Annotated in this window: 25 protein-coding genes; 18 read left to right on the top strand and 7 right to left on the bottom strand. The window is 66.0% G+C overall.

Translation table 11 applies throughout. The annotated features are described in order from the left end of the window. Positions 1-19 precede the first annotated feature (19 nt). The 7 genes from ASF61_RS01065 to ASF61_RS01035 are packed head-to-tail and all read left to right on the top strand — an operon-like array spanning position 20 to position 5,510. Positions 20-757 (top strand): SURF1 family protein, encoded by a 738-nt coding sequence (locus tag ASF61_RS01065; protein ID WP_056150274.1) that lies wholly within the window; start codon positions 20-22, stop codon positions 755-757. Beyond that, entirely contained in the window at positions 735-1,355 is a 621-nt protein-coding gene (locus ASF61_RS01060; RefSeq protein ID WP_082491142.1) for a redoxin domain-containing protein, read from the top strand. Before ASF61_RS01065 ends, ASF61_RS01060 begins: the two co-directional genes overlap by 23 nt. Before the next feature lie 5 nt (positions 1,356-1,360). Beyond that, positions 1,361-2,524 (top strand): heme A synthase, encoded by a 1,164-nt coding sequence (locus ASF61_RS01055; protein WP_056150271.1) that lies wholly within the window; start codon positions 1,361-1,363, stop codon positions 2,522-2,524. Positions 2,525-2,566: 42 nt separating this feature from the next. Continuing rightward, entirely contained in the window at positions 2,567-3,457 is an 891-nt protein-coding gene (gene cyoE / locus ASF61_RS01050) for a heme o synthase (RefSeq protein WP_056150269.1), read from the top strand. Further along, a complete protein-coding gene (locus ASF61_RS01045) occupies positions 3,454-4,038 on the top strand; it encodes an SCO family protein (RefSeq protein ID WP_056150267.1) in 585 nt (194 codons plus the stop codon). The genes cyoE and ASF61_RS01045 overlap by 4 nt, the downstream gene beginning before the upstream one ends. A 27-nt stretch (positions 4,039-4,065) precedes the next feature. Then, the gene (locus ASF61_RS01040; RefSeq protein WP_056150265.1) at positions 4,066-5,106 is read left to right on the top strand and encodes an AI-2E family transporter; all 1,041 of its coding nucleotides are present in this window, start codon (positions 4,066-4,068) and stop codon (positions 5,104-5,106) included. After that, the gene (locus tag ASF61_RS01035; protein WP_056150263.1) at positions 5,103-5,510 is read left to right on the top strand and encodes a DUF2809 domain-containing protein; all 408 of its coding nucleotides are present in this window, start codon (positions 5,103-5,105) and stop codon (positions 5,508-5,510) included. The genes ASF61_RS01040 and ASF61_RS01035 overlap by 4 nt, the downstream gene beginning before the upstream one ends. Before the next feature lie 85 nt (positions 5,511-5,595). Here ASF61_RS01035 and ASF61_RS01030 read toward each other — a convergent pair whose 3' ends face one another. Then, on the bottom strand, positions 5,596-6,933 hold the full coding sequence (locus ASF61_RS01030; protein WP_056150261.1) for a hemolysin family protein: 1,338 nt from the start codon (positions 6,931-6,933) through the stop codon (positions 5,596-5,598). 70 nt (positions 6,934-7,003) lie between these two features. Next, positions 7,004-7,918, bottom strand: a complete 915-nt coding sequence (gene nhaR / locus ASF61_RS01025) for a transcriptional activator NhaR (protein WP_056150259.1) — start codon at positions 7,916-7,918, stop codon at positions 7,004-7,006. A 119-nt stretch (positions 7,919-8,037) separates the two neighbouring features. Between nhaR and ASF61_RS01020 the strand changes: the two genes are divergently transcribed. The 9 genes from ASF61_RS01020 (at position 8,038) to ASF61_RS00980 (ending at position 16,443) form a co-directional block, all read left to right on the top strand. Beyond that, entirely contained in the window at positions 8,038-9,093 is a 1,056-nt protein-coding gene (locus ASF61_RS01020) for a DUF475 domain-containing protein (protein ID WP_056150258.1), read from the top strand. Between the two features lie 105 nt (positions 9,094-9,198). Continuing rightward, positions 9,199-9,774, top strand: a complete 576-nt coding sequence (locus ASF61_RS01015) for a TerD family protein (RefSeq protein WP_056150256.1) — start codon at positions 9,199-9,201, stop codon at positions 9,772-9,774. Between the two features lie 18 nt (positions 9,775-9,792). Continuing rightward, positions 9,793-10,488, top strand: a complete 696-nt coding sequence (locus ASF61_RS01010; protein WP_056150254.1) for a TIGR00266 family protein — start codon at positions 9,793-9,795, stop codon at positions 10,486-10,488. Between the two features lie 25 nt (positions 10,489-10,513). Beyond that, positions 10,514-11,095: a TerD family protein gene (locus tag ASF61_RS01005; RefSeq protein WP_056150252.1), complete on the top strand. Its 582-nt coding sequence runs from the start codon at positions 10,514-10,516 to the stop codon at positions 11,093-11,095. A 107-nt stretch (positions 11,096-11,202) separates the two neighbouring features. Then, positions 11,203-12,018, top strand: coding sequence for an HDOD domain-containing protein (locus ASF61_RS01000; protein ID WP_056150250.1), 816 nt, complete (start codon positions 11,203-11,205; stop codon positions 12,016-12,018). A gap of 54 nt (positions 12,019-12,072) precedes the next feature. Then, the gene (locus tag ASF61_RS00995; RefSeq protein ID WP_056150249.1) at positions 12,073-12,837 is read left to right on the top strand and encodes a FadR/GntR family transcriptional regulator; all 765 of its coding nucleotides are present in this window, start codon (positions 12,073-12,075) and stop codon (positions 12,835-12,837) included. Positions 12,838-12,991: 154 nt separating this feature from the next. Continuing rightward, complete coding sequence (gene kdgD, locus ASF61_RS00990; RefSeq protein ID WP_056150247.1) at positions 12,992-13,900, top strand: 5-dehydro-4-deoxyglucarate dehydratase; 909 nt, start codon at positions 12,992-12,994, stop codon at positions 13,898-13,900. 84 nt (positions 13,901-13,984) lie between these two features. Next, positions 13,985-15,559, top strand: coding sequence for an aldehyde dehydrogenase (NADP(+)) (locus ASF61_RS00985; RefSeq protein WP_056150245.1), 1,575 nt, complete (start codon positions 13,985-13,987; stop codon positions 15,557-15,559). Continuing rightward, positions 15,556-16,443, top strand: coding sequence for an SMP-30/gluconolactonase/LRE family protein (locus ASF61_RS00980; protein ID WP_373994516.1), 888 nt, complete (start codon positions 15,556-15,558; stop codon positions 16,441-16,443). The genes ASF61_RS00985 and ASF61_RS00980 overlap by 4 nt, the downstream gene beginning before the upstream one ends. Positions 16,444-16,522: 79 nt before the next feature. Here the strand turns inward: ASF61_RS00980 and ASF61_RS00975 are convergent, their stop codons facing one another. The 3 genes from ASF61_RS00975 to ASF61_RS00965 form a co-directional block, all read right to left on the bottom strand. Beyond that, positions 16,523-17,962 (bottom strand): pectinesterase family protein, encoded by a 1,440-nt coding sequence (locus ASF61_RS00975; RefSeq protein ID WP_082491140.1) that lies wholly within the window; start codon positions 17,960-17,962, stop codon positions 16,523-16,525. Continuing rightward, entirely contained in the window at positions 17,959-18,753 is a 795-nt protein-coding gene (locus ASF61_RS00970; protein WP_056150241.1) for a rhamnogalacturonan acetylesterase, read from the bottom strand. The genes ASF61_RS00975 and ASF61_RS00970 overlap by 4 nt, the downstream gene beginning before the upstream one ends. Before the next feature lie 72 nt (positions 18,754-18,825). After that, on the bottom strand, positions 18,826-19,524 hold the full coding sequence (locus ASF61_RS00965; RefSeq protein ID WP_056150239.1) for a FadR/GntR family transcriptional regulator: 699 nt from the start codon (positions 19,522-19,524) through the stop codon (positions 18,826-18,828). A gap of 343 nt (positions 19,525-19,867) precedes the next feature. Here ASF61_RS00965 and garD point away from each other — a divergent pair, with 343 nt between their 5' ends. Together garD and ASF61_RS00955 are read left to right on the top strand one after the other, a co-directional pair. After that, entirely contained in the window at positions 19,868-21,445 is a 1,578-nt protein-coding gene (gene garD / locus ASF61_RS00960) for a galactarate dehydratase (RefSeq protein ID WP_056150237.1), read from the top strand. 78 nt (positions 21,446-21,523) lie between these two features. Then, complete coding sequence (locus ASF61_RS00955) at positions 21,524-22,330, top strand: NAD(P)-dependent oxidoreductase (RefSeq protein WP_056150235.1); 807 nt, start codon at positions 21,524-21,526, stop codon at positions 22,328-22,330. Positions 22,331-22,345: 15 nt separating this feature from the next. Here ASF61_RS00955 and ASF61_RS00950 read toward each other — a convergent pair whose 3' ends face one another. Then, on the bottom strand, positions 22,346-24,709 hold the full coding sequence (locus ASF61_RS00950) for a CPBP family intramembrane glutamic endopeptidase (protein WP_056150233.1): 2,364 nt from the start codon (positions 24,707-24,709) through the stop codon (positions 22,346-22,348). Next, on the bottom strand, positions 24,699-25,439 hold the full coding sequence (locus ASF61_RS00945) for an ABC transporter ATP-binding protein (protein ID WP_056150231.1): 741 nt from the start codon (positions 25,437-25,439) through the stop codon (positions 24,699-24,701). Before ASF61_RS00945 ends, ASF61_RS00950 begins: the two co-directional genes overlap by 11 nt. Between the last annotated feature and the right edge of the window lie 32 nt (positions 25,440-25,471).

The raw sequence follows: 25,471 nt of genomic DNA, 5'->3' as shown, positions 1-25,471 counted from the left end.
TGAATGAGGCTTCATTGTAATGCCGATTGCCTTCCGATTCACATGGAGTCCGTTCATCGCCACGGTGCTGGTGGTGGCGCTCGGTATATCGCTCGGTAACTGGCAGGAACGCCGCGCCGACGAAAAAATCGCCACCCGGGCGCGCCTGGCGCAGGGCGCTGCCAGCGCACCGCTGGTGCTGACCGGCGCGCCGCGCGCTGTGGCCGACGTCGAATTCCGGCACGTGACCGTCAGCGGCCAGTTCGTGCGCGATTGGCCCGTGTACCTCGACAACCGCCCGTACCAGGGCCGCGCCGGCTTTTACCTGCTGATGCCGCTGCGGATAGCCGGCTCGTCCCTGCACGTGCTGGTGCAGCGCGGCTGGCTGCCGCGCGATCCGCTGGCGCGCACCAGGCTGCCCGCGTTCGACACCCCGGCCGGCACGGTCACGGTGGAAGGCGTGGCGCGGCGCGATTCCGGTCACGTGCTGGAACTGGGCGCCGGCCCGGCGCTGACGGCGGGCGCCATCGTGCAAAATGCCGGGCCGCTGCAGGTGGCCCGGGCCAGCGGGCTGGCCATGGCGCCGTTCGTGCTGCTGCAAAGCGCGCCTGCGCGCCCCGGCGGCGACGACCTGCGCATGGGCCGCGAGTGGCCGGCCTCGGGCATGAATCCCGAAAAACACCAGGGCTATGCCTTCCAGTGGTATGCGCTGGCGGCGATGGCAGTCATCTTCTTTGTCGCAAATGGGTTCAGACGTGGAAAATCAGGCCAACACTAAACAGACCGCGCGCGGACGCTGGAAGCTGCTGCTGGTGATCGCCGTGTGCGCGGCGCCGCTGCTGGCGTCGTACTTCATGTACTACGTGGTCAAACCGCAGGGCGGCCAGACCAACTACGGCACCCTGCTCGACCCGCGCCAGTACCCGATCCCGGCCATGGCCAGCCGCCAGCTCGACGGCAGTCCGGCGTCGCTGGCCGATTATCGCGGCAAGTGGATCATGCTCAAGGTGGGGCCGTCCGACTGCCGTCAGGACTGCCAGGACCAGCTGTTTGCCATGCGCCAGCTGCGCACCATGCAGGGCAAGGCCATGGACCGCATCGAGCGGGTCTGGCTGATCACCGACGAGGCGCCGCTCGACACCATGCTGATCCGCGTGAATGACGGCACCCGCATGCTGCGCGCGCCGGCAGCAACCGTGGCCCACTGGCTGCCGGTGGAGCAGGGCGCAGCGGCCGCCAGCTATGTCTACCTGATCGACCCGCTCGGCAACCTGATGATGCGCTTCCCGCAAGGGGCGGTGTCCAGCGACACCGCCAGGGCGGCCCGGGTCAGCAAGGATCTCGCCAAACTGCTCAAGGCTTCGGCCATAGGATAACCACGATGCACCTGACTCTCGCTCAAATGGCCATCACGGCGCTCTTGGTGGCGCTGCTGCCGCTGTCGCTGGTCTGGACCTCGTCCGACGCCAACAAGTACCGCAAGCTGGTGTGGGTGGCCGTGTTCCTCACGCTCGATTTGATCGTGTTCGGCGCGTTCACCCGGCTCACCGATTCCGGTCTCGGCTGCCCGGACTGGCCCGGCTGCTACGGCGCTGCCAATCCGTTCCTGGCCCACGCCGAGATCGTTGCCGCCGAAACCCTGAACCCGACCGGCCCGGTCACCGTGGCCAAGGCCTGGATCGAGATGATCCACCGCTACCTGGCCATGACCATCGGCGTGCTGATCGTGGCGATGATGGCCCAGGCCTGGTACCAGTGGCGCAAGTCGCGCGGCACGCGGCCCGAATACCATCCCGCCATGCCGACCTTCTTATTTTTCTTCGTCTGTCTGCAGGGAGCATTCGGCGCCTGGACCGTCACCCTCAAGCTGCAGCCGGTGATCGTCACCACCCATTTGCTGCTCGGCATGGGCCTGCTGGCGCTGCTGGCGTGGTATGGCGGCCGCCAGAACCAGCTGATTGCGCCGGTGCGCACGCTGTCCGGCTCGCCCACGGCAATGCGCAAGATCCGCTGGCTGGCCGGCCTCTCTGCAGCTCTGCTGCTGGTGCAGCTGGCGCTCGGCGGCTGGGTCAGTACCAACTATGCGACGCTGGCCTGCACCGACTTCCCGCTCTGCGGCGGCAAGCTGGTGCCGCCGATGGACTTCGAACACGGTTTCACGCTGTGGCGCGAGCTGGGTAAAACCGCTGCCGGTCATTACATTCCGTTCGCGGCCTTGACGGCCATCCACTGGGTGCACCGCAACGCCGGCTTCATCGTGGCGCTGGTGGCCGGCTACACGGCCTGGCGCGCCTGGGACAATGTCGTGCTGCACAAAACCGCCCGTTACATCGCCATGGTGCTGGCCGCGCAGATCGCCACCGGCCTGGCCACGATCTACTTCAGCTTCCCGCTGACGATCGCCGTGCTGCATAACGCCGGGGCGGCGCTGCTGGTACTTTTGCTGACCGTGTTAAACTACAAGGCTAAATTCCAGCACGATCTTGCCAAAAAAGCAGCTTCAAGTGCCGGTTTGCCGCACACTTTACCGTTGAAGCAGCAATAGATTGCGTCCCGTTGGCGGCGCCGTCCGCTGCGAGCACACACCATGACCACGCATACTCTGACCAAACCCTCCCACCGCGCCGCGCAGTTCTGGGCGCTGACCAAGCCGCGCATCACCCAGATGGCGGTGTTTTGCGCCATCATCGGCATGTTCCTGGCGACCGATGGCATTCCGGACTGGCGCGTGGCGCTGCCGGCCACGCTGGGCATCTTCCTGCTGACCAGCGCCGCCTTTGCCGTCAACTGCCTGGCCGAGCGCGAGATCGACGCCCGCATGGCCCGTACCGCGCGCCGCCCGAACGCCATGGGCGACATCACGGTCGGCGAGACCGTGGTGTTTTCGCTGCTGGTCGGTGGCGCCGGCATGTGGATCCTGTACGCTCTGGTCAATCCGCTCACGATGTGGCTGACGTTCTTCAGCTTTGTCGGCTACGCCGTGATCTACACGATGATACTGAAACCGGCCACGCCGCAGAACATCGTAATCGGCGGCCTGTCGGGCGCCATGCCGCCGGCGCTGGGCTGGGCTGCCGTGGCCAACGAGGTGCCGGCCGAAGCGTGGCTGCTGGTGATGATCATCTTCGTCTGGACCCCGCCGCACTTCTGGGCCCTGGCGCTGTACCGCCGCGACGATTACGCCAAGTCTGGCCTGCCGATGCTGCCGGTCACCCACGGCATGGCGTACACCCAGTTCCACGTGTGGCTGTATTCGATCGCGCTGGCCGCCACCACGGTGCTGCCGTACGTGGTGCAAATGAGCGGCCTGATTTATCTGGTTTCTGCCATCATCCTCAATGCGATCTTCCTGCGCCATTCTTGGAAGGTGTATCGCCATTATTCCGACCAGGTGGCCCGCAAGGCGTTTGCCTGGTCGATCATGTACCTGGGCTTGCTGTTTGCCGCGCTGCTGGTGGACCACTACATCAAGATATGAAGACACTCGTTGCCACGGCCGTGCTGGCCATTTCCATGTTGCTGGCCGGCTGCGGCGAGAAGGCTGCGCCGCAGAGCTTCCAGAATGTCGACATCACCGGCGCTGCCTTTGCGCGCGACTTCGCCCTGACCGACCACACGGGCAAGCCGCGCACGCTGGCCGATTTCCGCGGCAAGGTGGTGGTGATGTTCTTCGGCTACACCCAGTGTCCCGACGTCTGTCCCACCACCATGGCCGAAATGGCCGGCGTGATGAAGGCGCTCGGTCCGAAGGCGGACCAGGTGCAGGTGCTGTTCGTCACTGTCGATCCCGAGCGCGACACCCAGCCGCTGCTGGCGCAATACGTGCCCACGTTCGACCCGCGCTTCATCGGCCTGTATGGCACGCCCGAGCAGACGGCAAAGGTGGCCAAGGAATTCAAGATCTTCTACGCCAAGGTGCCCGGCGTCGATGCCGCCAACTACACGGTGGACCATACGGCCGCCAGCTACATCTTCGACAAGAACGGCAAGGTGCGCCTGATGGTGCCGCACGCCAAGGGGCAGGCCGCCATCGTGCACGATATCGAGCAGCTGCTGTAACCACTGTCCATCCGCCCCGGAGCCGGCATGCGCCAACGCTTTCAACCGTTTACCCGGCTCGCTGCCGTCATCCTGCTCGTCATCGGCTGCCTGATCGTGCTGCGCCCGTTCGTGGCCGCGATCCTGTTCGCCTGTGCGATCACCATCTCGAGCTGGCCCCTGTATCTGCGCCTGCTGAGCGAGGTCGGCGGCCGGCGCTCGGTGGCTGCCGCCGTCATGAGCGTGGGCCTGACCCTGCTGATCCTGGTGCCGCTGGCGCTGGTGACCTGGAATATCGCCGACAACGCTTCGTCGTTCTACGACCACTTCAAGGCCAGCCTGGACAGCGGCACGCTGGCGCCGCCGGCCTGGCTGCGCGATTTGCCGCTGGTCGGCGAGATGATCGACAACTATCTGCGCCGCCTGCTCGGCAGCCGCGAAGAGCTGCTCAACGTCGCCAAGAACCTGCTCGAGCCGGCGCGCCACCTGCTGCTGGGCGGCAGTGTGCTGCTCGGCAGCGGCGTGGCCCAGGTGAGCCTGGCCGTGTTCGTCAGCTTCTTCCTGTACCGCGACGGCGTCACCATGCTCTCGTCGCTGAGCCGGGCGATGGACAGGCTGATCGGCGCCGAACAGGCGTCGTCGGTGTCGGACACCATCGCCCGCACCGTGCGCGGCGTGATGTACGGTCTGCTGGGGACGGCGCTGGCGCAATCGGTGGTGGCAGCGGTGGGCTTCCTGATCGCCGGCGTGCCGGCCGTGGCGCTGCTGTCGGTGGCCACCTTTTTGCTGTCGCTGATCCCGGTGGGGCCGCCCATCATCTGGATCGGCGCCACCATCTGGCTGTTCGACCACGGCCAGACCGGCTGGGCCATCTTCATGGCGATCTGGGGCGTGCTCCTGATCAGCGGCGTCGATAACGTGGTCAAGCCGCTGTTGATCAGCCGCGGCAGCAGCCTGCCGTTCATCCTGGTGCTGCTGGGCGTGATGGGCGGCGTGCTGGCGTTCGGCTTCGTCGGGCTGTTCATCGGCCCGACCCTGCTGGCGGTAGGCCTGGGCCTGCTGCGCCATTACACGGCGCAGCAGGCATGAGCGCCGCCAGCGCGCCGCGCAGCCGGCTCGTCTGCGGCATGCTGGTGCTGGCGGTGATCGCGCTGGGACTGGCCTCGCGTCGCTACCCGGGGCTGTTTCCTGCCGCGCTGGGCAAGTACCCGGGCGACGCGCTGTGGACCATGATGGTGTTCTTCGGCCTGGCCGTGATCGCCCCCCGCTCGAGCGCCACGCGGCTGGCGCTCGGGGCGCTGGCGATATCGTGGGTGGTGGAGTTCGGCCAGTTGTACCAGGCGCCGTGGATCGTGGCCGTGCGCGCCCATCCGCTGGGGCACCTGGTGCTGGGCAGCGCATTCGGCTGGAGCGACCTGGTCGCGTATGCGGCGGGGGCGCTGCTGGCCTTTTTGATGGCATCGGTGATCTGGCGTGGCGGCCGCGACCGCTAGCTGGAACCGGCAAGCGTCTGCCGCCGCTTAAGGGGGCCTAAATATCGTAGCGAGCGGGTCGCGCAGTAGGTTTTACGAGATTCCCTTAATCCAGGTCCGCGTTATCCTCGGTATCATCCTTCGGGATCACTTTGACCAGCAGGATGCGCGGTCCGTTCATTTTTTTCGCCACGATGTCGAAGTGGCGGAAGCTGATGCGCTGGCCCTGCTTGGGGATGTCGCCCAGCTTCACCATGATCAGGCCGCCCACCGATTCCACTTCCTCCATGCCCAGCGCCTCGTTCTCGATGTCGATGCCCAGCGTGCGTTCGAGCGAGAAGATCGGCAGGCTGGCCTTGCCGATCAGGGTGCCGTCCGGTTGCTTGAGCCAGTCGTTTTCGTTGAGCCGGAATTCGTCGTGGATTTCGCCCACCATCGCGCCGAGCAGATTGTCGAGCGTGATGAAGCCGACCGGGCGCTTGCCTTTTTCGCCGATCAGCGCGAAGTGGGGCGCGCCGTCGCGGAAGCGGCGGAACTGTTCCAGCGCCGGCGTGCGCGCCGACAGCGTTTCCACCGGCCGCAGGAACGGCACCAGGTCGGTGATCGGCTTGCCCGACTGCTGGGCAAAGAACAGGTCTTTCAGGTGCACCACGCCGAGCACGGTTTCGCCGTCGCGGTCGTAATACGGATAGCGGCTGAAGCGGTTGCGCAGCATGGTGTCGAGGTTGTCGGCCAGCGTGCGGCCCGCGTGCAGGCTGATCACCTCGTTGATCGGGCGCATCAGGTCCGACACGGCCAGGTCGGAAAAATCGAGCGAGTGGGCCAGGATGTTGCGCTCGTCCTTGTTGAATTTCTCGCCGGGCTGGCTGGTGCGCAGGATCAGTTTCAGTTCCTCGACCGAGTAATGGCTGTCGTGGCTGCCCTTGCCGGCTAGGCCGGCGATGCGCAGCACCATGTTGGCGCTGGCGTTTAGCACCCAGATGAACGGGTACATGATCCAGTAAAACACGTACAGCGGCGGTGCGCACCACAGGCCGATCGCTTCCGGCATGCGGATCGCCAGCGACTTCGGCGCCAGCTCGCCCACCACGATGTGCAGGAAGGAAATCACGCTGAAGGCGAAGATGAAGGCGATGCCATGCACCACCTCGGGCTTGGTGATGCCGATCGCGGTCAGCAGCGGTTCGAGCAGGCTGGCAAAGGCCGGCTCGCCGACCCAGCCCAGCCCCAGCGACGCCAGCGTGATGCCGAGCTGGCACGCCGACAGATAGGCGTCGAGCTCGCCATGCACCTTGCCGAGGATGCGCCCGCGCAGCCCCTGCGTCTTGGCGATGGCCCGGACCCGGGTTTTGCGGAGCGTGACAATACCGAACTCGGCCGCCACAAAGAAACCATTGAGCGCGACCAGGAACAGGGCGAGCACGACAAGCAGAACATTTTGCATAGGGGCCGAGCGGCGAATTTCTTCGTATAAAACGCTTATCTTAAACGACTGCGACCAAAAGCAGCACTTCCTAGCTTGCACCCGGCGCCAACAGGCCGCTGTGGACGGCCGAGATAATGGCTTCGATGGCGGGGTGGCGGATCTTGCGGTCGTTGGAGATGGCGTAGAAGTGTTCGCGCAGTTCGGGCGCGTCGCCGACCAGTACGGCGCCGAGCTGGTCTTCGATGTCGCGGGTCAGCGCCGACGGCGCGAAGAACAGGCCCATGCCGTTGCGCCCGAAGGTGTTGAGCATGGCGTTGTCTTCGAACTCGCCGACGATCTCGGCGCGCACATGGTGTTGCACCAGCCAGGCGTCGATGCGCCCGCGCAGCGCGTTGTTGCGAGTGGGAACCAGCAGCGGCGCCTGGTGCAGGCTGGCCGGGAAACCGCTGCGGTACTGGTCGGCCAGGCGCGGCACGCCGAACAGCTTCATCCCGCTTTCGCCCAGCAGGTGGCTGAACACCTTGAGGCTGCCGCCGGCGCGCACGCTGCGGTCGGTCAGCACCACGTCGAGCTTGCCCAGCGCCAGGTCGGCCAGCAGGCTTTCGAATTCGTCTTCCATGCACACCAGCCGCACCTGCTTGTCCATCGACTGCGTCGCCTGCAGCAGGCGGAACGCGATCAGCTTGGGCAGCGAATCGGAAATGCCGACCGTCAGCCGCATCTTGCCCGCTTCCGCCTCGTCGAGCGCGTCCTGCAACTGTTCGCCGAGCAGGAAGATCTGCTCGCAATAGCTGAGCGCCAGCCGGCCGGCCTCGGTGGGGACCAGGCGCCGGCCCTGCGGTTCCAGCAGCTGTTTGCCGATCGACAGCTCCAGCGCCGACAGCTGCATGCTGATCGTTTGCACGGCCAGCCCGAGCCGCTCGGCCGCACGGGTGACGCCGCCTTCCTTGGCCACAGTCCAGAAAAAATACAGGTGACGGTAATTCAAGCCGCTGGTCTTCATGCTCAATCCTTCAATTATTTCGAAGTAATGCTTCAATTATCTTCTATTTTTTAATTGGTTGTCATTCCCTATACTGCGTCAGATCGGTTCACCCTATTTACTATTTCAGAGAAAAATCAATGAAGCATTTCAGAATTTCCTTCCTGGTCAGCTTCATCTGCCTGGCGCTGGCCGGCTGGTGGGGTTACACCCTGGGCGGGTGGAGCGCCGCGCTGTCGGCGTTCGGCGTGGCGCTGATCCTGGCCGCCATGGAAGTGTCGCTGTCGTTCGATAATGCGGTGGTCAATGCCTCGGTGCTGAAGAACTGGGACGAATTCTGGCAGAAGCTGTTCCTGGGCCTGGGCATCATCATCGCCGTGTTCGGTATGCGGCTGCTGTTCCCGCTGGTGATCGTCGCGGTGGCAGCCGACATGGGCATCATGGACGTCTGGACGCTGGCGCTGAACGACCCGAAAACCTATTCGATGCACCTGACCAATCACCACGCGGAAGTGGCGGCGTTCGGCGGCATGTTCCTGCTGCTGGTGTTTCTCAACTTCCTGTTTGACGACGACAAGGAAGTGCACTGGCTCGGCCACTTCGAACAGAAACTCGGTGCGCTCGGCAAGGTCTCGTCGATTGCCGTGATGATCGCGCTGGCCGTGCTACTGGGCTGCATGAGCTTTGTGGCCGAAGCGCAAAAGCTGGTGGTGCTGGTGTCGGGCCTGTGGGGCATCCTGGTGTACGTCGGTGTCGATGCCCTCAGCAGCCTGCTGGAAAAGGAAGAAGAGGGCGGCAGCGAGGTCGGCGACATGGTCAAGAAGGGCGGTATCGGCGGCTTCCTGTACCTCGAAGTGCTCGATGCATCGTTCAGCTTTGACGGCGTGATCGGCGCGTTTGCCATCACCACCGACGTCGTGATCATCATGCTGGGCCTGGCCATCGGCGCCATGTTCGTGCGCTCCATGACGGTGTACCTGGTCAAGAAAGGCACGCTCGACCAGTTCGTGTACCTCGAGCACGGCGCCCACTACGCGATCGGCATCCTGGCCGTGATCATGTTGGCCAGCATGAAGTTCCATGTGCCGGAAATTTTCACGGGCCTGATCGGCGTCGCCTTCATTGCCGCCTCGGTCTGGTCGTCGGTCCGCCACCGCCGCCGCCAGCAAGCGGCCGGCGTGAGCGCGGTCAAATAACCGTCCGGCACAAGCAGGAACCAAGAATACAGCGCGCCGTCAAATACGGACACGGCGCACTGCAGTAGCAGTACCTCGTCCGGTGTTCTTTTAAGGAGTCTTACCATGGCAATCAGTCTGCAAAAAGGCGGTAACGTCAATCTGAGCAAGGAAGCCCCAGGCCTGTCGAAAATCGTCGTCGGCCTCGGCTGGGACGTGCGCACCACGGACGGCAGCCCGTTCGACCTCGATGGCTCGGCCTTCCTGCTCAAGGCCGACGGCAAGGTCCGCGCCGACAACGATTTTATTTTCTATAACAACCTCAAGTCGTCCGACGGCGCCGTTACCCACTCCGGCGACAACCGCACCGGCGACGGCGCCGGCGACGACGAAACCGTCACCATCGACCTCGCTGCCGTACCGCCAGGCATCGAGCGCATCGCCATCTGCGTGACCATCCACGAGGGCGACGCGCGCCGCCAGAATTTCGGCCAGGTGCAAAAGGCGTATGTGCGCACCGTCAACGCCAGCGGCGGCGCCGAGATCGCCCGCTACGACCTGTCGGAAGACGGTTCGACCGAGTCGGCCATGATCTTCGGCGAGGTCTATCGCAACGGCGCCGAGTGGAAGTTCCGCGCCGTCGGGCAGGGCTTCAAGGGCGGCCTCGGTCCGCTGGCCGCCTCGTTCGGCGTCAGCGTGTAACGCGGGAGAGGATGCGTCATGCCTAGATTTACAGTGACCGGCGATATCGATCCCTTCCTCCACGTATCGCTGGCGCGCGGTGAAAAGATCTACTGCGAATCCGATGCGATGGTGATGATGGAGGCGGCGCTCGACCTCAAGGGCAAGATGACCGGCGGCATCGGCGCTGCCATCATGCGGCGCTTCGCCAACGGCGAATCGTTCTTCCAGCAGCACATCGAAGCGGTGCGCGGCGACGGCGATTGCCTGCTGTCGCCCCGGCTGCCGGGCGCGGTGCAAATCCTCGACGTCGGCCGCGAGCAGTACATGCTCAGCGACGGCGCCTTCGTGGCCGCTTCCGAGCAGGTCGAGCTCAAGGTGCGCACGCAAAGCCTCGGCAATGCGCTGTTCGCCCAGAGCGGCGGCTTTTTCATCACCGAAACGGCCGGCAGCGGCCAGGTGGCGGTGTCGGGCTTCGGCTCGCTGTCGCAGCTGGACGTGACGCCCGGGCGCGATGTCGTGATCGACAACGCGCACGTGGTGGCGTGGGACAGCCGCCTACGCTACGAGATCTCGGTCACGACCGGCGCCAGCAGCGGCTTCCTCGGCAACCTGGTCAACAGCCAGACCAGCGGCGAGGGCATGGTGCTGCGCTTTTCCGGCAGCGGCAAGATCGTGATCTGCTCGCGCAACAGCACGGCATTCAAGACCTGGGTGCAAACGCCCGCGCAGTGAGCGGGCAACCAACAAGGAGGACACAATGTCAGTCAATTTGAGCAAGGGCCAGAAGATTAATCTGGAAAAAGAGGGCGGCGGCGCGCTCGGCAAGGTCACCATGGGCCTGGGCTGGGACGCCATCAAGACCAAGGGCTTCCTCGGCTTCGGCAGCAAGAGCGAGGCGGTCGATCTCGACGCCTCGGTGGTCATGTTCGACGACACCAACCGTCCGCTGGACGTGATCTGGTTCCGCCAGCTGCGCAGCAAGGATGGCAGCGTGGTGCACACCGGTGACAACCGCACCGGCGCCGGCGACGGCGACGACGAACAGATCAATGTCGACCTGACGGCCGTGCCGGCCGGCGTGAAAAGCCTGGTATTTACCGTCAACAGCTTCACCGGCCAGACCTTCTCGCAGGTGGAAAACGCCTACTGTCGCCTGATCGACGCCAACAACGGCCAGGAAGTGGCGCGCTTCAACCTGTCCGTGCAGGGGCCGCATTCGGCCCAGATCATGGCCAAGGTGTACCGCCACAACGGCGCCTGGAAAATGCACGCGATCGGCGAAAACGGCAACGGCCGCACCTTCGACGACCTGCTGCCGCAAATTTCCGCGCACCTGTAACCGGGTAACGGTCGTACTGCAGCAAAGCCCCGTGTACCGGCGCGGGGCCCCTTCACGGTACGGGAAAGCGGTTGAAGCAGTCTTGACCGTGAGGCTATAATGTTTCCATGATTAAACTTGACCAGATTTCGCAGATAGTGACGCAAGCCGCGCGCGGCGAACTGGTTTTCCCGACCAGCGTCAACGCGGCCCTGCGCCTGCAGCTGATGCTGGCCGATCCCGATGCCGATACCGAAGACGTGCTGCGCTGCGTGCTGGCCGAACCGGTGCTGGCGGCCCGCACCGTGGCGCTGGCCAACGCTGCCGTCTTCAACCGCGGTGGCAAGCCGATCACCAGCGTGCGCGCTGCCGTGGCGCGGGTCGGTTATCGGCACCTGTACACGATGGCAGCTTCGATGGTGGTGCGCCAGTTCGGCGCGCGCATCCGCGACCCGCAACTGCGCGCCCAGGCCGAACAACTGTGGCAGCACACGGCCCATGTCGCCGCGCTCGCATATGTGATCGCCGCCAGGCTCACCGCCACCGATCCCGACACCGCGCTGTTCGCCGGCATCATCCACGAAGCAGGGGGCTTTTACCTGCTGTCCCGCGCCGACGACATGCCCGGCCTGCTCGACGATCCGGCCGACTGGAGCGGTGCGCCCCAGGAAATCATCACCCGCGAACTGATGAAGAAGCTGTCGATTCCCGACCCGGTGTCCCTGGCCGTGGTATCGCTGCCGGGCGCCACGCTGACGCCGCCACCACTGGGCTTGCGCGACACCCTGCTGCTTGCCAAGCACCTGGCGCCGGTGCCGTCGCCGCTGGCGCTGGCCGCCAATCACAGCGCTGCCGGGCTGGTCGATGATAACGCCGTGCTCGGGCAGATCCTGGCCGAGTCGCGCGACGATGCCGCCTCGATGAGTGCCGCGCTGCTGGTGTGACCGCCCGGTTTTCGGCGATAATGGCAATAGTCGTCATACAACAATCGGGTCATCATGAACCATACTGCAGCGCCCGCCGTTCCACCTCCCGCGCCTGCCGCAGCGCCGCGCAAGAAGCACCGTAACCTTGCCCAGGGCGTGGTGGAAAGCTTCACCCAGGCCATCCAGGCCGGCACCCTGAAACCGGGCGAGAAGCTGCCGACCGAGTCGGTAATCATGGACCTGCACGGTGTCAGCCGCACCGTGGTGCGCGAAGCGATTTCGCACCTGCAGGCTGCCGGCCTGGTGCAGACGCGCCACGGCATCGGCACTTTCGTGCTGGAACCGCAGCCGGCCAACCTGCGCATCGCGTCGGACACCATCCGTACCATCGGCGACGTGCTGGCCATCCTGGAACTGCGCATCAGCCTGGAAACCGAGGCGGCCTGGCTGGCCGCCACCCGCCGCAGCGACGAGCAGATGCAACAACTGGGCGAGGCGCTGGCCCGTATCCAGACTTCGGCCGGCCAGCCCGGCTCGGTGGAGGCCGATGTGCAGTTCCACCAGCTGATCGCGCAAGCCACCGGCAACCGGTATTTCGTCGATATTCTCAGCGACCTGGGCAACACCATCATTCCGCGCGCGCGCGTGAACTCGGCACAACTGGCCCATTCCGACCCGGCCGCCTACCTGGAACGGGTCAACCGCGAACATGACGACATCTACCACGCCATCCTGCGCCAGGACGCCGAGGCGGCGCGCGCGGCCATGCGCACCCACCTGAGCAACAGCCGCGAGCGCTTGCGCCGGGCCCAAGAGGACATCGCACCGCAAGCCTGAGGCGGCAGCTGCGCGCAGGGCGCGCCGCCACCGGCCGCAGCCGCCGGCGCAGAAAATTGCTTGCCCTCGTTCAGATATGGTTGTACGATGTCATACAACGGCTGCGGGATGACTTGCAGCCTTCCCTACAAGATGTCGATCATTGGAGACTGTTATGCAACCGAATGACCTGAAAAAAACCCTTTCCTCTGGCCTGCTGTCGTTCCCGATCACCGACTTCGACGCGCAAGGCAACTTCAACAAGAAATCGTATATCGACCGCCTCGAATGGCTGGCGCCGTTCGGCGCCAGCGCGCTGTTCGCTGCCGGCGGCACCGGCGAGTTCTTCTCGCTGACCCCGCAGGAATATCCGGAAATCATCAAGACCGCCGTCGATACCTGCAAAGGCCAAGTGCCGATCCTGGCCGGCGTCGGCGGCCCGACCCGCGTGGCGGCTGCCTACGCCAGGGAAGCGGAACAAGCCGGCGCGCAGGGCTTGCTGCTGCTGCCGCACTACCTGACCGAAGCGAGCCAGGAAGGCCTGATCGAACACGTGGCCGAAGTCTGCAAGGCGACCAGCCTGGGCGTGGTCGTGTACAACCGCGCGAACTGCCGCCTGACGCCCGATTCGCTGGCCAAGCTGGCCGACCGTTGCCCGAACCTGATCGGCTTCAAGGACGGCATCGGCGACATCGAACTGATGGTCTCGATCTGGCGCAAGATGGGCGACCGCTTCAGCTACCTCGGCGGCCTGCCGACGGCCGAAGTGTATGCCGCAGCCTACAAGGCGCTCGGTACTCCGGTATACTCGTCGGCAGTGTTCAATTTCATGCCACAACTGGCGATGGACTTCTATCATGCAGTCGCTGCGGACAACCACGCCGAGCAGAACCGCATGATCGACGAGTTCTTCCTGCCATACCTGGAAATCCGCAACCGCAAGGCCGGATACGCTGTCAGCATCGTCAAGGCTGGCGCCCGCCTGGTGGGCCACGACGGTGGTCCGGTGCGTGCGCCGCTGACCGACCTGACGGCGGAAGAATGCGACATGCTGGACAAACTGATCAAAAAACAGGCGAAGTAATTCTGCCCGGTTTTCTGATCCACATTTTTTGATCCAAATACAAGCGCGGCTGGTCCGCGCTTTTCACACATCCAAGGAGTCGATATGCAAGTAGCTGGCGAAATGATCATTGGCGGTAAAGCCCTGATGGGTAAGGAAGGCACGATGAAAGCGGTCGACCCGTCGCGCAACGCGGAGATCGAACCGGCGTTCGGCCTGGCCGGCGCTGCCGACCTGGAGCGCGCCTGCCAACTGGCCGATGCGGCCTTCGATCCGTACCGCGCCACCAGCCTGGAAGTACGCGCCAAGTTCCTCGAAACCATTGCCGACCGCATCATGGACCTGGGCCCGACGCTGATCGAACGCGCGATGCAGGAGACCGGCCTGCCGCAAGCCCGCCTCGAAGGCGAGCGCGGTCGCACCGTCAACCAGCTCAAACTGTTCGCCAAGGTCGTGCGCGACGGCCGCTTCCAGTCCGCCACGCTCGACAGCGCGCTGCCGGAACGTACGCCACCACGCTCGGACCTGCGCCTGCGCAAGATCGGCCTCGGTCCGGTGGCCGTGTTCGGCGCCTCGAACTTCCCGCTGGCGTTCTCGGTGGCCGGCGGCGATACCGCCTCGGCCCTGGCTGCCGGCTGCCCGGTCATCGTCAAGGCCCACTCGGCCCACCTGGGCACCTCCGAGCTGGTCGGCAAGGCTGTCTCGCAAGCGGTGGAAGAATCGGGCCTGCCGGCGGGCGTGTTCTCGCTGATCATCGGTTCCGGCCAGACCATCGGCCAGGCGCTGGTGAGCCACCCGGCCATCAAGGCGGTCGGCTTCACCGGTTCGCGCGCGGGCGGCATCGCCCTGATGAAAACCGCGGCCGAGCGCAAGGAACCGATCCCCGTGTACGCCGAAATGAGCTCGATCAACCCGGTGTTCCTGCTGCCGGGCGCACTGGGCAATGAAAAACTGCCGCAGGCGTTTGCCGATTCGCTGACCCTGGGCGCCGGCCAGTTCTGCACCAACCCTGGCCTGTTGATCGCGATCAAGGGCGACAAGCTGCAAGCGTTCGTGGACGGCGCTGCCGGCACCATCGGCGCCAAGGGCGCAGCCACCATGCTGACCCCGGGCATCCATAAAGCCTATGTTTCGGGTGTGAAAAACCTGGCCGGCGTCGACGGCGTCCAGCAGGTAGCGGCCGGCCAGGGCACCGAAGCACCGTGCGCTGCGCAGGCCTTCCTGTACCAGGTGCCGGCCAAGACCTTCCTGGCCGACGACAAGCTCGAAGGCGAAATCTTCGGACCGACCTCGTTGCTGGTGGTGTGCGACGACGAAGCGGAAATGCTGGCCGTGGCCAACCATGTCGAAGGTCAGCTGACCGGCGCCGTGCACGCCACTGCCGACGACCGCGACCTGGCTGCCCGCCTGCTGCCGGTGCTCGAACGCAAGGTCGGCCGCATCCTGTTCAACGGTTTCGGCACCGGCGTCGAAGTGTCGCACGCGATGGTGCACGGCGGCCCGTTCCCCTCGACGTCCGACAGCCGCACCACCTCGGTCGGCGCCTCGGCCATCGACCGCTTCCTGCGCCCGGTGTGCTACCAGGACGTGCCGTCGTACCTGCTGCCGCCATCGCTGGCCGACGCCAACCCGGAAAAACTGCCGCGCATCGTCAACGGCGACCTGGTCGCCGGCGCGTGAGTGATGACGTGACGCGCATCGGCGAGATCCGCTGCGCGGTCGGGGAGAGTCCCACCTGGAGCGCGGCGGAGTCGGTCTTTTACTGGACCGACATTCCTGCCAAGCGCATCTGGCGCCTCGACCCGGCCAGCGGCGCCACCCGGCACTGGACCCTGGACCAGATGGCAGGCTGCATCGCCACCCGGGCCGGCGGCGGCCTGATCGCCGGCATGGAAAACGGTGTGTTCGCGCTCGACCTCGGCGACGCCGATGCCGCCGTGGCGACCCGGCTCGCCACGCCGGGCGCGGACCTGGGCGAGGGCATGCGCTTCAACGATGGCCGTTGCGATCGCCAGGGCCGCTTCTGGGCCGGCACCATGTTCATGGACATGGCCCAGGCGCGCGCGGTCGGCAAGCTGTACCGCTACGACGGGCGCGGCCTGTCGGCGCCGGTGGTGGCGGACCTGCTCACGCAAAACGGCCTCGGCTTCTCGCCGGACGGCCGCACGATGTACCTGTCCGACTCGCACCCGCTGCGGCGCATGGTCTGGGCTTTCGATTACGACCTCGACGACGGTGTACCGAGCAACCGGCGCGTGTTTGCCGATCTCGGCGGCGAGGTGGGCCGGCCGGACGGCGCGGCGGTCGACAGCGACGGCTGCTACTGGGTGTGCGGCAACGACGGTGGCTATATCCTGCGCTACACGCCGCAGGGCAAGCTCGACCGCAAGCTGGCCGTGCCGATGTTGAAACCGGCCATGTGCGCGTTCGGCGGCAAGCACCTCGACCAGCTGCTGGTGACGTCGATTCCTTCCGGCAAACCGGAGGACGCGCAGTGGGGCGGTGCGGTGATTTTGCTCGAACCCGGCGTGCAGGGGATGGCGGAGACACCGTTCGGCGCCTGACCGCGCTGACCAGGCTGTCGATACAGAAAAGGCAGGTGCGCCAGCACCTGCCTTTTTTATTTTGGCGCCGTTGAATTGCTCAGTCGTCGCCGTAGCGGTTATTGAACTCCGCCAGGTAGATGTCGGCCGGCGACGGCTGCTGGCCGTAGCCGAGGTCCTGCACCGGATCGATGCCGTTCCTGGCCAGGTTGTGCCAGTAGTCGTTGCTGCTGTACTGGACCGGCCGGTAGGCGATGGCGCCCGGCTTGTTCCAGTCCGCCCACGGACGCTGGCGGTCGATGTGGGCGCCGATGCGCGAGTTCAGCACCACCATCTTGCCGACGGTTTCCAGCGTGGTTTTGGTAAACGTGCCGACCGGCGCGCGGTACACATCGCTTGCGCCCAGCGTGCAGCGGTAGCCGGTCACCGCCAGCTTGGCGTACGGCGTGCAGCGCGAATTGTGGAACCACTGGCGCAGCAGGTAGAACTGGCCGCTGCGTGCGTTGGCCGAGCCGTCGTGGGTGAAGCGGCAGGTGTCGAACACGAAGCCGTATCGGGTGTTGACGTTGGTGTTGGGCGCGGCCACGTACGACACGCCGCGGTCGCCCAGCGTCCTGATCTCGGTCTGGTAAAAATACGCGGTGCTGTCGCCGAAGATAAAATCGACATCGCCTTCGATGTACGACTTGTTGAAGAAGCTGCGGGTGCTGGTGGCGACCGCCTTGGCCTTCACGTACAAGGTGTCCTGGAAGCCGATCAGGCGCACGTTCTCGAACTGCGCCTTGTCGGCGCCGTCCACCTGCAGCGCCAGCGCCTGGTGGTGCACATTGTTGACGTTGGGGAGGGCTTCGGCGCGGGCGTTGCCGGTGTCCTTGTTGTAGCCGTTTTCGAACGTCAGGTTGCGGGCCTGGAAGCCGTCGCTCTGCACCCACACGGTGGCGGTGCCGAAGGTGCGGATCTGGTCGCGGTCTTTCACGCTGTCGAACATGGCGCGGATCTCGGGCGCTGCCGAGGCAAACTGCGCGGCATACAGGGCAGTGTAGTCCGCGCCGGTGCGCGAGGCGTCCAGCCTGGCCGTGATGCGCGTGGCTGCGGCGTCCTTGCCGTCGCCGTACAGCGTGATCGGCGCGGCGCCGGCCGGCACGTACACCAGTTCCTCGTACGTGCCCGGCTTGACCAGCAGGTACAGGCGCTTGCCTGGCGCCGCCTTGCCGTCGGCCACCGCGCGGCTGACCGCCGCCTGCACGGTGCGGAAGGTCTTGACGTTGTCGGCATCGGCTTGCTGGTCCACCACGTAGTCGGGCGTAAAGGCGGCGCCGCGCGCCAGCGGGTCGGCCAGCGGATCCCACGGGTCGATCCGCTCGCTGCCGGCCGGTCCCACGTATTTCAGCACTTCGCCGTAGGCATACTGTCTGGCCTGGTCGGCCGTCAGCTGCGGGCGCCGCGCCGGTTCGCTCTGGGCGTGGGCGCTGGCGCACGCTGCCAGCAGCACGGCAGCCGTGGCCGCCGCTGCTGCAGCGGTGCGCGCTGCCGCCATCATGGCCGCGCGGCGATGAACAGGCTCGCCGATGCCGGTACCGCGGTTTTCATCTCGCCCACCACCATGTCGGCAAAATAGGCGGCGCCTTTGGGGCCGACGTGGGTATAGTCGAACGCCGACTTGGCGGCGCCGGCCACTTCCACCTTGCCGGGCGTGAGCGCAGCGGCGTCCTGGTTGGCGGGCGGCGGTTCCACGGCCAGCGTGTCGGCCTGCTGCGGACCCATGGCCTGCACGGCGGCGTAGCTGTCGGCGTTGAGGTCGAGCAGCGGCGTGCCCTGGGCGCGGGCGGTGGCGCGGATCACGTCGGCCCACGGCAGCAGATTATTTTGCAGCACGCCGTCGCGGAAGCTGCGCCGCGTGAGCGGCGTGACCAGCACCGGTATCCCGCCCAGCGCTTTGACCTCCTGCGCATAGCGCGCCATATTGGCCGGGAATTCGGTGGCCAGGTCGGTCGAGCGTCCCGGCTTGCCCGGCTGGTCGTTGTGGCCGAACTGGATCAGCACATAGGTGGTGCGGTAGGCAGCAGCGCCGCGCAGCAGTCCTTCCACCTCGTCCCAGCGCCCCTCGGCGCGGAAGCTGCCCGAGCTGCGGCCGCCCTTGGCCAGGTTGATGCAGGTGTTGGCGCGATGGACGCGGGCGCAGAAGGCGTCGCCGTAGCCGCTGTTGCTGGCCATGGTCGAGTCGCCGACCAGGATCAGGCGCACCGGCTTGGGGGATTCTGCGGCCTGCGCCAAGGCGGCGGAGGTAGCGAAGGAGGTCGTCAATGCGGCAAGGACCAGGCGGGTAATCATGTTCTCTCCAGGCTGGTGGCGGCGACCGTGATGCCGGTCAGCCGCCAGGGGCGATGGTAGGGGCAGCTGCGGTCAGCCGCGCGAGAAGGTGCGGGTGACGCGCTCGAGGTGGGCGCGCATCGCCTTGCGGGCAGCGGCCGGATCGTGGGCGGCGATCGCTTCGAGGATGCGGCGGTGGTCTTTCAGCGTTTCCTGGCGCAGCTCTTCGGTCTGGAAGTGTTCCTTGAGCTTGTGCCACAGGCGGCCGCGCTGGTCCCACAGGTAGTTGAGCGAACCGACCAGCGCGCTGTTGCCGGTGGCACGGGCGATCGCCAGGTGGAAGTTGCGGTCGGCCTGCTCGTTGCTCGAATAGTTGGCGTGGCTCTGCTCCATCTCGACCACGGCCTGCAGGATGGCGTCGATGGCGCTGTCGGTGGCCACGCGGGCGGCAATCGCCGCCACTTCCGCCTCGATCAGGCGCCGTGCGGACAGCACCTCGAACGGGCCGGGTCCCACTTCCGGCAGGTCGGCCGGCGCCGGGCGTTCGCTGACATACACGCCGGAGCCGCCGCGCACCTCGATCACGCCGCCCAGTTCGAGCGCGATCAGCGCTTCGCGCAGCGAGGCGCGGCTGACGGTGAGGCGGGTAGCCAAATCGCGCTCGGACGGCAGGCGCTCGCCGGGAGCGATGTTCTCGCTGCGGATCAGGTCCTGGATGCGGTCGGCCACCACGCGGTACAGGCGGGCTTCATGGGCATGCGGCTCGGGGAGTGCGGAAGTTTTCTTCTGCATCGTGGGTCTCGTTTTTTTTAGTGGGGCTGCAGGAATATTTCCTGCAATTTGGTCAGGCCATTCTAAGGTGGTCTGACCAAATCGGTCAACGCGGACTAGCCAAATAGTTTTGAAGCTGGCATACTCGGAACGTCGAATAGCGTCCTGTGCAGCATGCCAGCAGCGTGCCGACACGATTAAAACACGGTGGCATGCGGGTTGCAAGGGCGTGGACTGCCGCTCAGCAGAAATCTGGGCGGACCAATAACCAAATTGGCCTGACCAATTTAATGTCCGATCAGCAGCACAACATCAGCCAAAAAACAACGTTAGCCGGGCTAAGATTCCCGGAAAGGAAGCCAGAATGACGCCACCGTCCAGCACCAGCAGCGTTGCGGAAAACACGCCGCGCTACATCCTCATGCACGATAACGACAATGTCGCCATCGTCGTCAATGACGGCGGGTTGCCGGCCGGTGCGGTGTTCGAGAACGGCCTGACGCTACTCGAAGCCGTGCCCCAAGGCCACAAGGTCGCGCTGCGCGACTTGGCCCGGGGCGACGAAGTGATACGGTATAACGTCACCATCGGTTTCGCCGGTGAAGACCTGGCGGCGGGCCGCTGGCTCAACGAAAGCAATGTGGTGATGCCGGCCGCGCTGGGCCTGGAAGGCCTGCCGATCGCCACCCGCGCCCGGCCCCGCGCCGAGCCGCTGGAAGGCTACACCTTCCAGGGCTTCCGCAATCCGGACGGCAGCGTCGGCACGCGCAACATCCTCGGCATCACCACCACCGTGCAATGCGTGTCGGGCGTGGTCGAATTTGCCGTCGAGCGCATCAAGAAAGAGCTGCTGCCCAGGTACCCGAATGTCGATGACGTCGTGTGCCTCGAGCACACCTATGGCTGCGGCGTGGCGATCGACGCCCCCGGCGCCGAGATCCCGATCCGTACCGTGCGCAATATCGCGCTCAATCCCAATTTTGGCGGCCAGGCCATGGTGGTCAGCCTCGGCTGCGAGAAGCTGCAGCCGACACGCTTGTTCCCGCAGGGCGCGATCCCGATCCAGCAGGCCGGCGGCGGCGATCCGGCCGTGGTCTGCCTGCAGGACGGCGAACACGTGGGGTTCATGTCGATGATCGACTCGATAATGGCGCAGGCGGAAACCAATCTCCGGCGCCTGAACGCGCGCCAGCGCGAAACCGTGCCGGCGTCCGAACTGGTGGTGGGCGTACAGTGCGGCGGCAGCGACGCCTTTTCCGGCGTGACCGCCAACCCGGCCGTCGGTTTTGCCACCGACCTGCTGGTGCGCGCCGGCGCCACCGTGATGTTCTCGGAAACCACCGAGGTCCGCGACGGCATCGACCAGCTGACGTCGCGCGCCGAAACGCCGGAAGTGGCGGCCGCCATGATCCGCGAGATGGCGTGGTACGACCGCTACCTGCAACACGGCGGGGTCGACCGCAGCGCCAACACCACGCCCGGCAACAAGAAGGGCGGCCTGTCCAACATCGTCGAAAAAGCCATGGGCTCGATCGTCAAGTCGGGCAGCAGCGCCATCAACGGCGTGATCAGCCCCGGCGAAAAGCTCAAGCAGAAGGGCTTGATCTACGCCGCCACGCCGGCCAGCGATTTCATTTGCGGTACACTGCAACTGGCCGCAGGGATGAATGTCCATATCTTCACCACCGGCCGCGGCACCCCTTACGGCCTGGCCGAAGTCCCGGTGATCAAGGTGGCCACCCGCAACGACCTGGCCCGGCGCTGGCACGACCTGATGGACATCAACGCCGGCCGCATCGCCAGCGGCGAGGCCACCATCGCCGACGTGGGCTGGGAGATGTTCGAGCTGGTGCTGGACGTGGCCAGCGGCCGCGAAACCTGGGCCGAGAAATGGAAGCTGCACAACGCGCTGGTGCTGTTCAACCCGGCCCCGGTGACGTAAGCGCCGGCATGCCGCCCGCCTGCGCACTGTAAAAACACCCGCATAAAAAGACCTGACATACTTGACATTAACGAGACCATGACCAAGCCATTCAAACGTTTGCTGCTGACCGGCGCCGCCGGCGGCCTGGGGAAGATACTGCGCGACCGCATCAAGCCCTGGGCCGATGTGGTGGTGCTGTCCGATATCGCCGACCTCGGAGAGGCCCGCGAGGGCGAGGAAATCATCGCCTGCGACCTGGCCGACAAGGCGGCGGTGATGAAGCTGCTCGAAGGCGTGGAAGCGGTGCTGCACTTTGGCGGCATCTCCACCGAGAACACGTTTGACAACATCGTCCAGGCCAACATCATCGGCACCGCCAACCTGTACGAGGCGGCGCACAAGCATGGCGTCAAACGCATCATCTTCGCCAGCTCGAACCACACGGTGGGCTTCTACCGCAATACCGACGTGATCGACGCCACCGCCCCGACCCGCCCGGACAGTTTTTATGGCGTCTCGAAATGCTTCGGCGAGCAGCTGGCCAGCTACTACTACGACCGCACGGGGCTGGAAACGGTCTGCCTGCGCATCGGCTCCTCGTTCCCGGAACCGGCCGACCGCCGCATGATGGTCACGTGGCTCAGCTACGACGACCTGGTGGAGGCGCTGCGCTGCTCGCTGTTCGCCACCCGCGTCGGTTTCACCATCCTGTTCGGCACGTCCAACAACGACGTCGCCTGGTGGGACAACCGCCAGGCCGCGCACCTCGGCTACCGCCCCAAGGACAGCTCGAACCAGTTCGCCGGCAAGTTCCCCGACACCGGCGCCTACCCGGACCCCAACAGTGCCGTCACCTACCACGGCGGCGCCTTTGCGCTGGCGCCGATGCGGTTCCAGGACTGAGCACCTCACCGGTGCCTACTGCACGGCCAGCAACGCCATGTTGTACGCCGCATGCACCAGCATCGGCGCCAGTAGCGTCTTGCTGCGCTCGTAGGTCCAGGCGGCGCAGCAGCCCAGCACGAACACGGGCAGCATTGACAGCGGCGGATGGACCACCGCGAAGATGGCCGCGCTGGCCGCGATCGCCTGCCACGCCGGCAGCGAGCGGCGCAGGCCGCCGTAGATCAGTCCCCGGAAAATGAACTCCTCGCACAGCGGCGCTGACACCACGGCCAGCGCCGCCATCCACAGCCGCGCGTGCGGCAGCGCGTCGGCCAGGCCCGGGGTGGCCGGCAGCGGCACCTGCCACAGTTTCAGTGCATGCAGGTAGGCCAGGGCCACCGCGCAGGCCAGGGCGGCGGGCAGCGCTGCCACTTTCAATGAGGGCCACCAGCTAGTGCCGCGCACGATCACCGGCACACCGGTTGTCTTGCTGCGCCAGTAGATCAGGCGCATCAGCGCATAGACCAGCAGGCCGGCAATGCCGAAGGCCATCGTCTGCGCCGGCAGCGAAGGCTGGGGCTGACCTGTCATCAGCAGCAGGGCGATGAGGGCCTGTGCGATGAAAAAGCCGGTGGCGGCGATCAGGCCGTCGGCAGCCGACACCCGCGCCGGCGGTGCGGCGTGCGGATCGAGCAGATAGGGCAGGGCGTCGCGCGCCTTCTGCCACAGGGCCAGCGCCAGGGCGGCGCTGAGCACCATCACCACCAGTTTTTGCGACCAGACGCTGGTATAGATCGACCACGTGTAAAAGCCGGCCAGCAGCAGGTACAGATAGCTGTAGGTGGGACGGATGCGCCGGTGCACCTCGACGGCCGTGGGGTCGCAGGCGAACACCCCCAGCGCCACCGCGATGGTGGAATAGATCGGGATCCCTGCCAGCACGATCAGCAGCAGCACCAGCATCTGCCAGGTCGGCGCCGGCGCGGTGGCCAAGGTCAGCGCGCCTACCGCCAGCGGATAGATCAGGGCCAGCACGCTCCACAGCCGCGCCTTTTCCTTCAGTACGCGCTCCACCGACTGCGGCACCGTGTACAGCAGCCACAAGGCGCTGCCCTCGTTGTTGAGGGTCTGGAAGGCCGACAGCATCAGGACATACACGCCGATGCCGAAGGCGATCGCCGCCGCCACGGTGGGCATGTCGCCGAAGTGGGCAATGGTATCGACCTTGCCGTTGAAGACCAGCTGGCTGCCCACCAGGACCACCGGCAGCACCAGGGTTTGCACCAGGAAGTTGCGGTCGCGCGCCAGCAGGCGTAACTCGCGCCGCATCACCGGCGACAGCGGCAACCGCCACCGCAGCTCTTGCTGCGATCCGCCGGCTGCAGCCGCAACCGGCGCGCGTCCGCTCTCGCGCACGCCGGAACCGACCACGCCATGGCGCAGTTGCCGGCGCATCAGCGCCACCCCCAGCCACAGCAGTGTTACCAGCTGCACCACCAGCAGCGCCGCCAGTGCCGCGCAGCGGCCCAGGTCCGGCGCCTGGATCGCCTGCAGCAGCACGCCGGGCGGCAGCCACTGGCCCCAAGCCGGAAAGCCGCGCGCCCAGTCCATCACGAAGGTGCTGGCGCCCGGCATCGCCAGCGCAAACACCATGTAGAGCAGGGGTGCGCTGCACAGCGAGAGCAGCGCCTGCAGGTTGCGCAGCTGCGCCGTCGCCAGCCAGAGCCGCACCCCGGTGTCCGTCAGCGTGTGCAGCAGCGCCGCCAGCGGCAGCAGCAATGCCGTGGCCAGCAGCGCGATCGGTGCAGCGCTCCAGCGGTAGCCGGAGTACCAGGCGATCATCGCGTACGCCGGGAACAGCGCGAACAGGCCGGGCAGGTTGCTGGCGCTGCGTTCGACCAGCCGCCCCCACAGCAGCGTCGAACGCGCGACCGGCAGCGTCACCAGCCATTCGAGGTCCCAGTCCGGCGTGGCCAGCTCCTTGCCGGCCAGCGGCAGCAGCACGGCGATGGCAAACAGCGCCGTCAGCGCCATCGACAGGCCCCCCAGCAGGGCCGGATCGAACGCCGCCGCGTGCAGGTCTCGCACGGCCCGGTTCAGGTCGAGTTCATGGCCGGCGCCGACCGCTTGCGCGCAGGCGCCGCCGGCAACCAGCCGGCACTGCATATTGAGCAGCGCCATGCGCGACATGGTCAGCAGCACGAACAGCGTCAGCGCCGCCACCATGGCCGACATGATCCACATACTCTTGCGCTTGCCGCCACCGGCCCGCGGCTTTTTCGTTTTGCGGACGAAGGCATTGCCGAGCTGGTTGCGCTGCCGCGCGAGCCGCATGCGCGTCATCAGCCATATCGCGCGCGCTGGCGACGGTGGCGGGCGCCGTGCGTCAGCGTCCATCGGCGACAGCCGCGTCGTCGGTAATCTTGAGGAACACGTCCTCGAGCGAACCGCTGCTTGCCGCGTCGCGGCGGATATCGTCGAGCGTGCCGGTGGCGACCAGCTGGCCGCGGTGGATGATGCCGACCCGGTCGCACAGCTTTTCGGCCATGTCGAGCAGGTGGGTGGAGACGAAGACGGTGACGCCGCGCCTGGCGGCGGCCAGCAGCCGCTCCTGCACCTCGCGCGCGGCGCGCGGATCGAGGCCGTTGATCGGTTCGTCGAGGATCAGCACGGCCGGGTCGTGGATCAGCGCACACGCCAGGCCCAGTCGCTTCTTCATGCCCAGCGAGTAGTTGACCGCATAGTCTTCGCCGGCTTCCTCGAGGCCGAATTCGGCCAGCAGGCGCGCGCTGCGCGCTGCCGCTTCCGCGCGCGCATAGCCATGCATCTCGGCCACGAAGACCAGGATTTCGCGCCCGCGCAGATAATCGTAAAACACCGGCGTATCGGGCAGGTAGCCGACGCGGCGCTTGACCTCGGCCGGCATCGTGTGGCAATCGTAGCCATCGATCAGCACCCGGCCGGCGCTGGGCACCAGGATGCCCATCATCATGCGGATGGTGGTGGTCTTGCCGGCGCCGTTGGGGCCGAGGAAGCCGAACAGCTCGCCGCGCGGCACGCTGAGGTCGAGCGGCTTGACGGCCTCGAAGCGGCCGTAGGTCTTGGACAAACCCTGGAAGGCGATCATGGCGGGGGCAGCCTCAATGCGCTGCGCGTTGC

It is taken from the genome of Duganella sp. Leaf126, from assembly GCF_001423125.1.
In the GTDB taxonomy this organism is placed as follows: domain Bacteria; phylum Pseudomonadota; class Gammaproteobacteria; order Burkholderiales; family Burkholderiaceae_D; genus Rugamonas.
The sequence above is the reverse complement of the archived record's forward strand: the minus strand, read 5'-3'. Positions and strand labels throughout refer to the sequence as shown.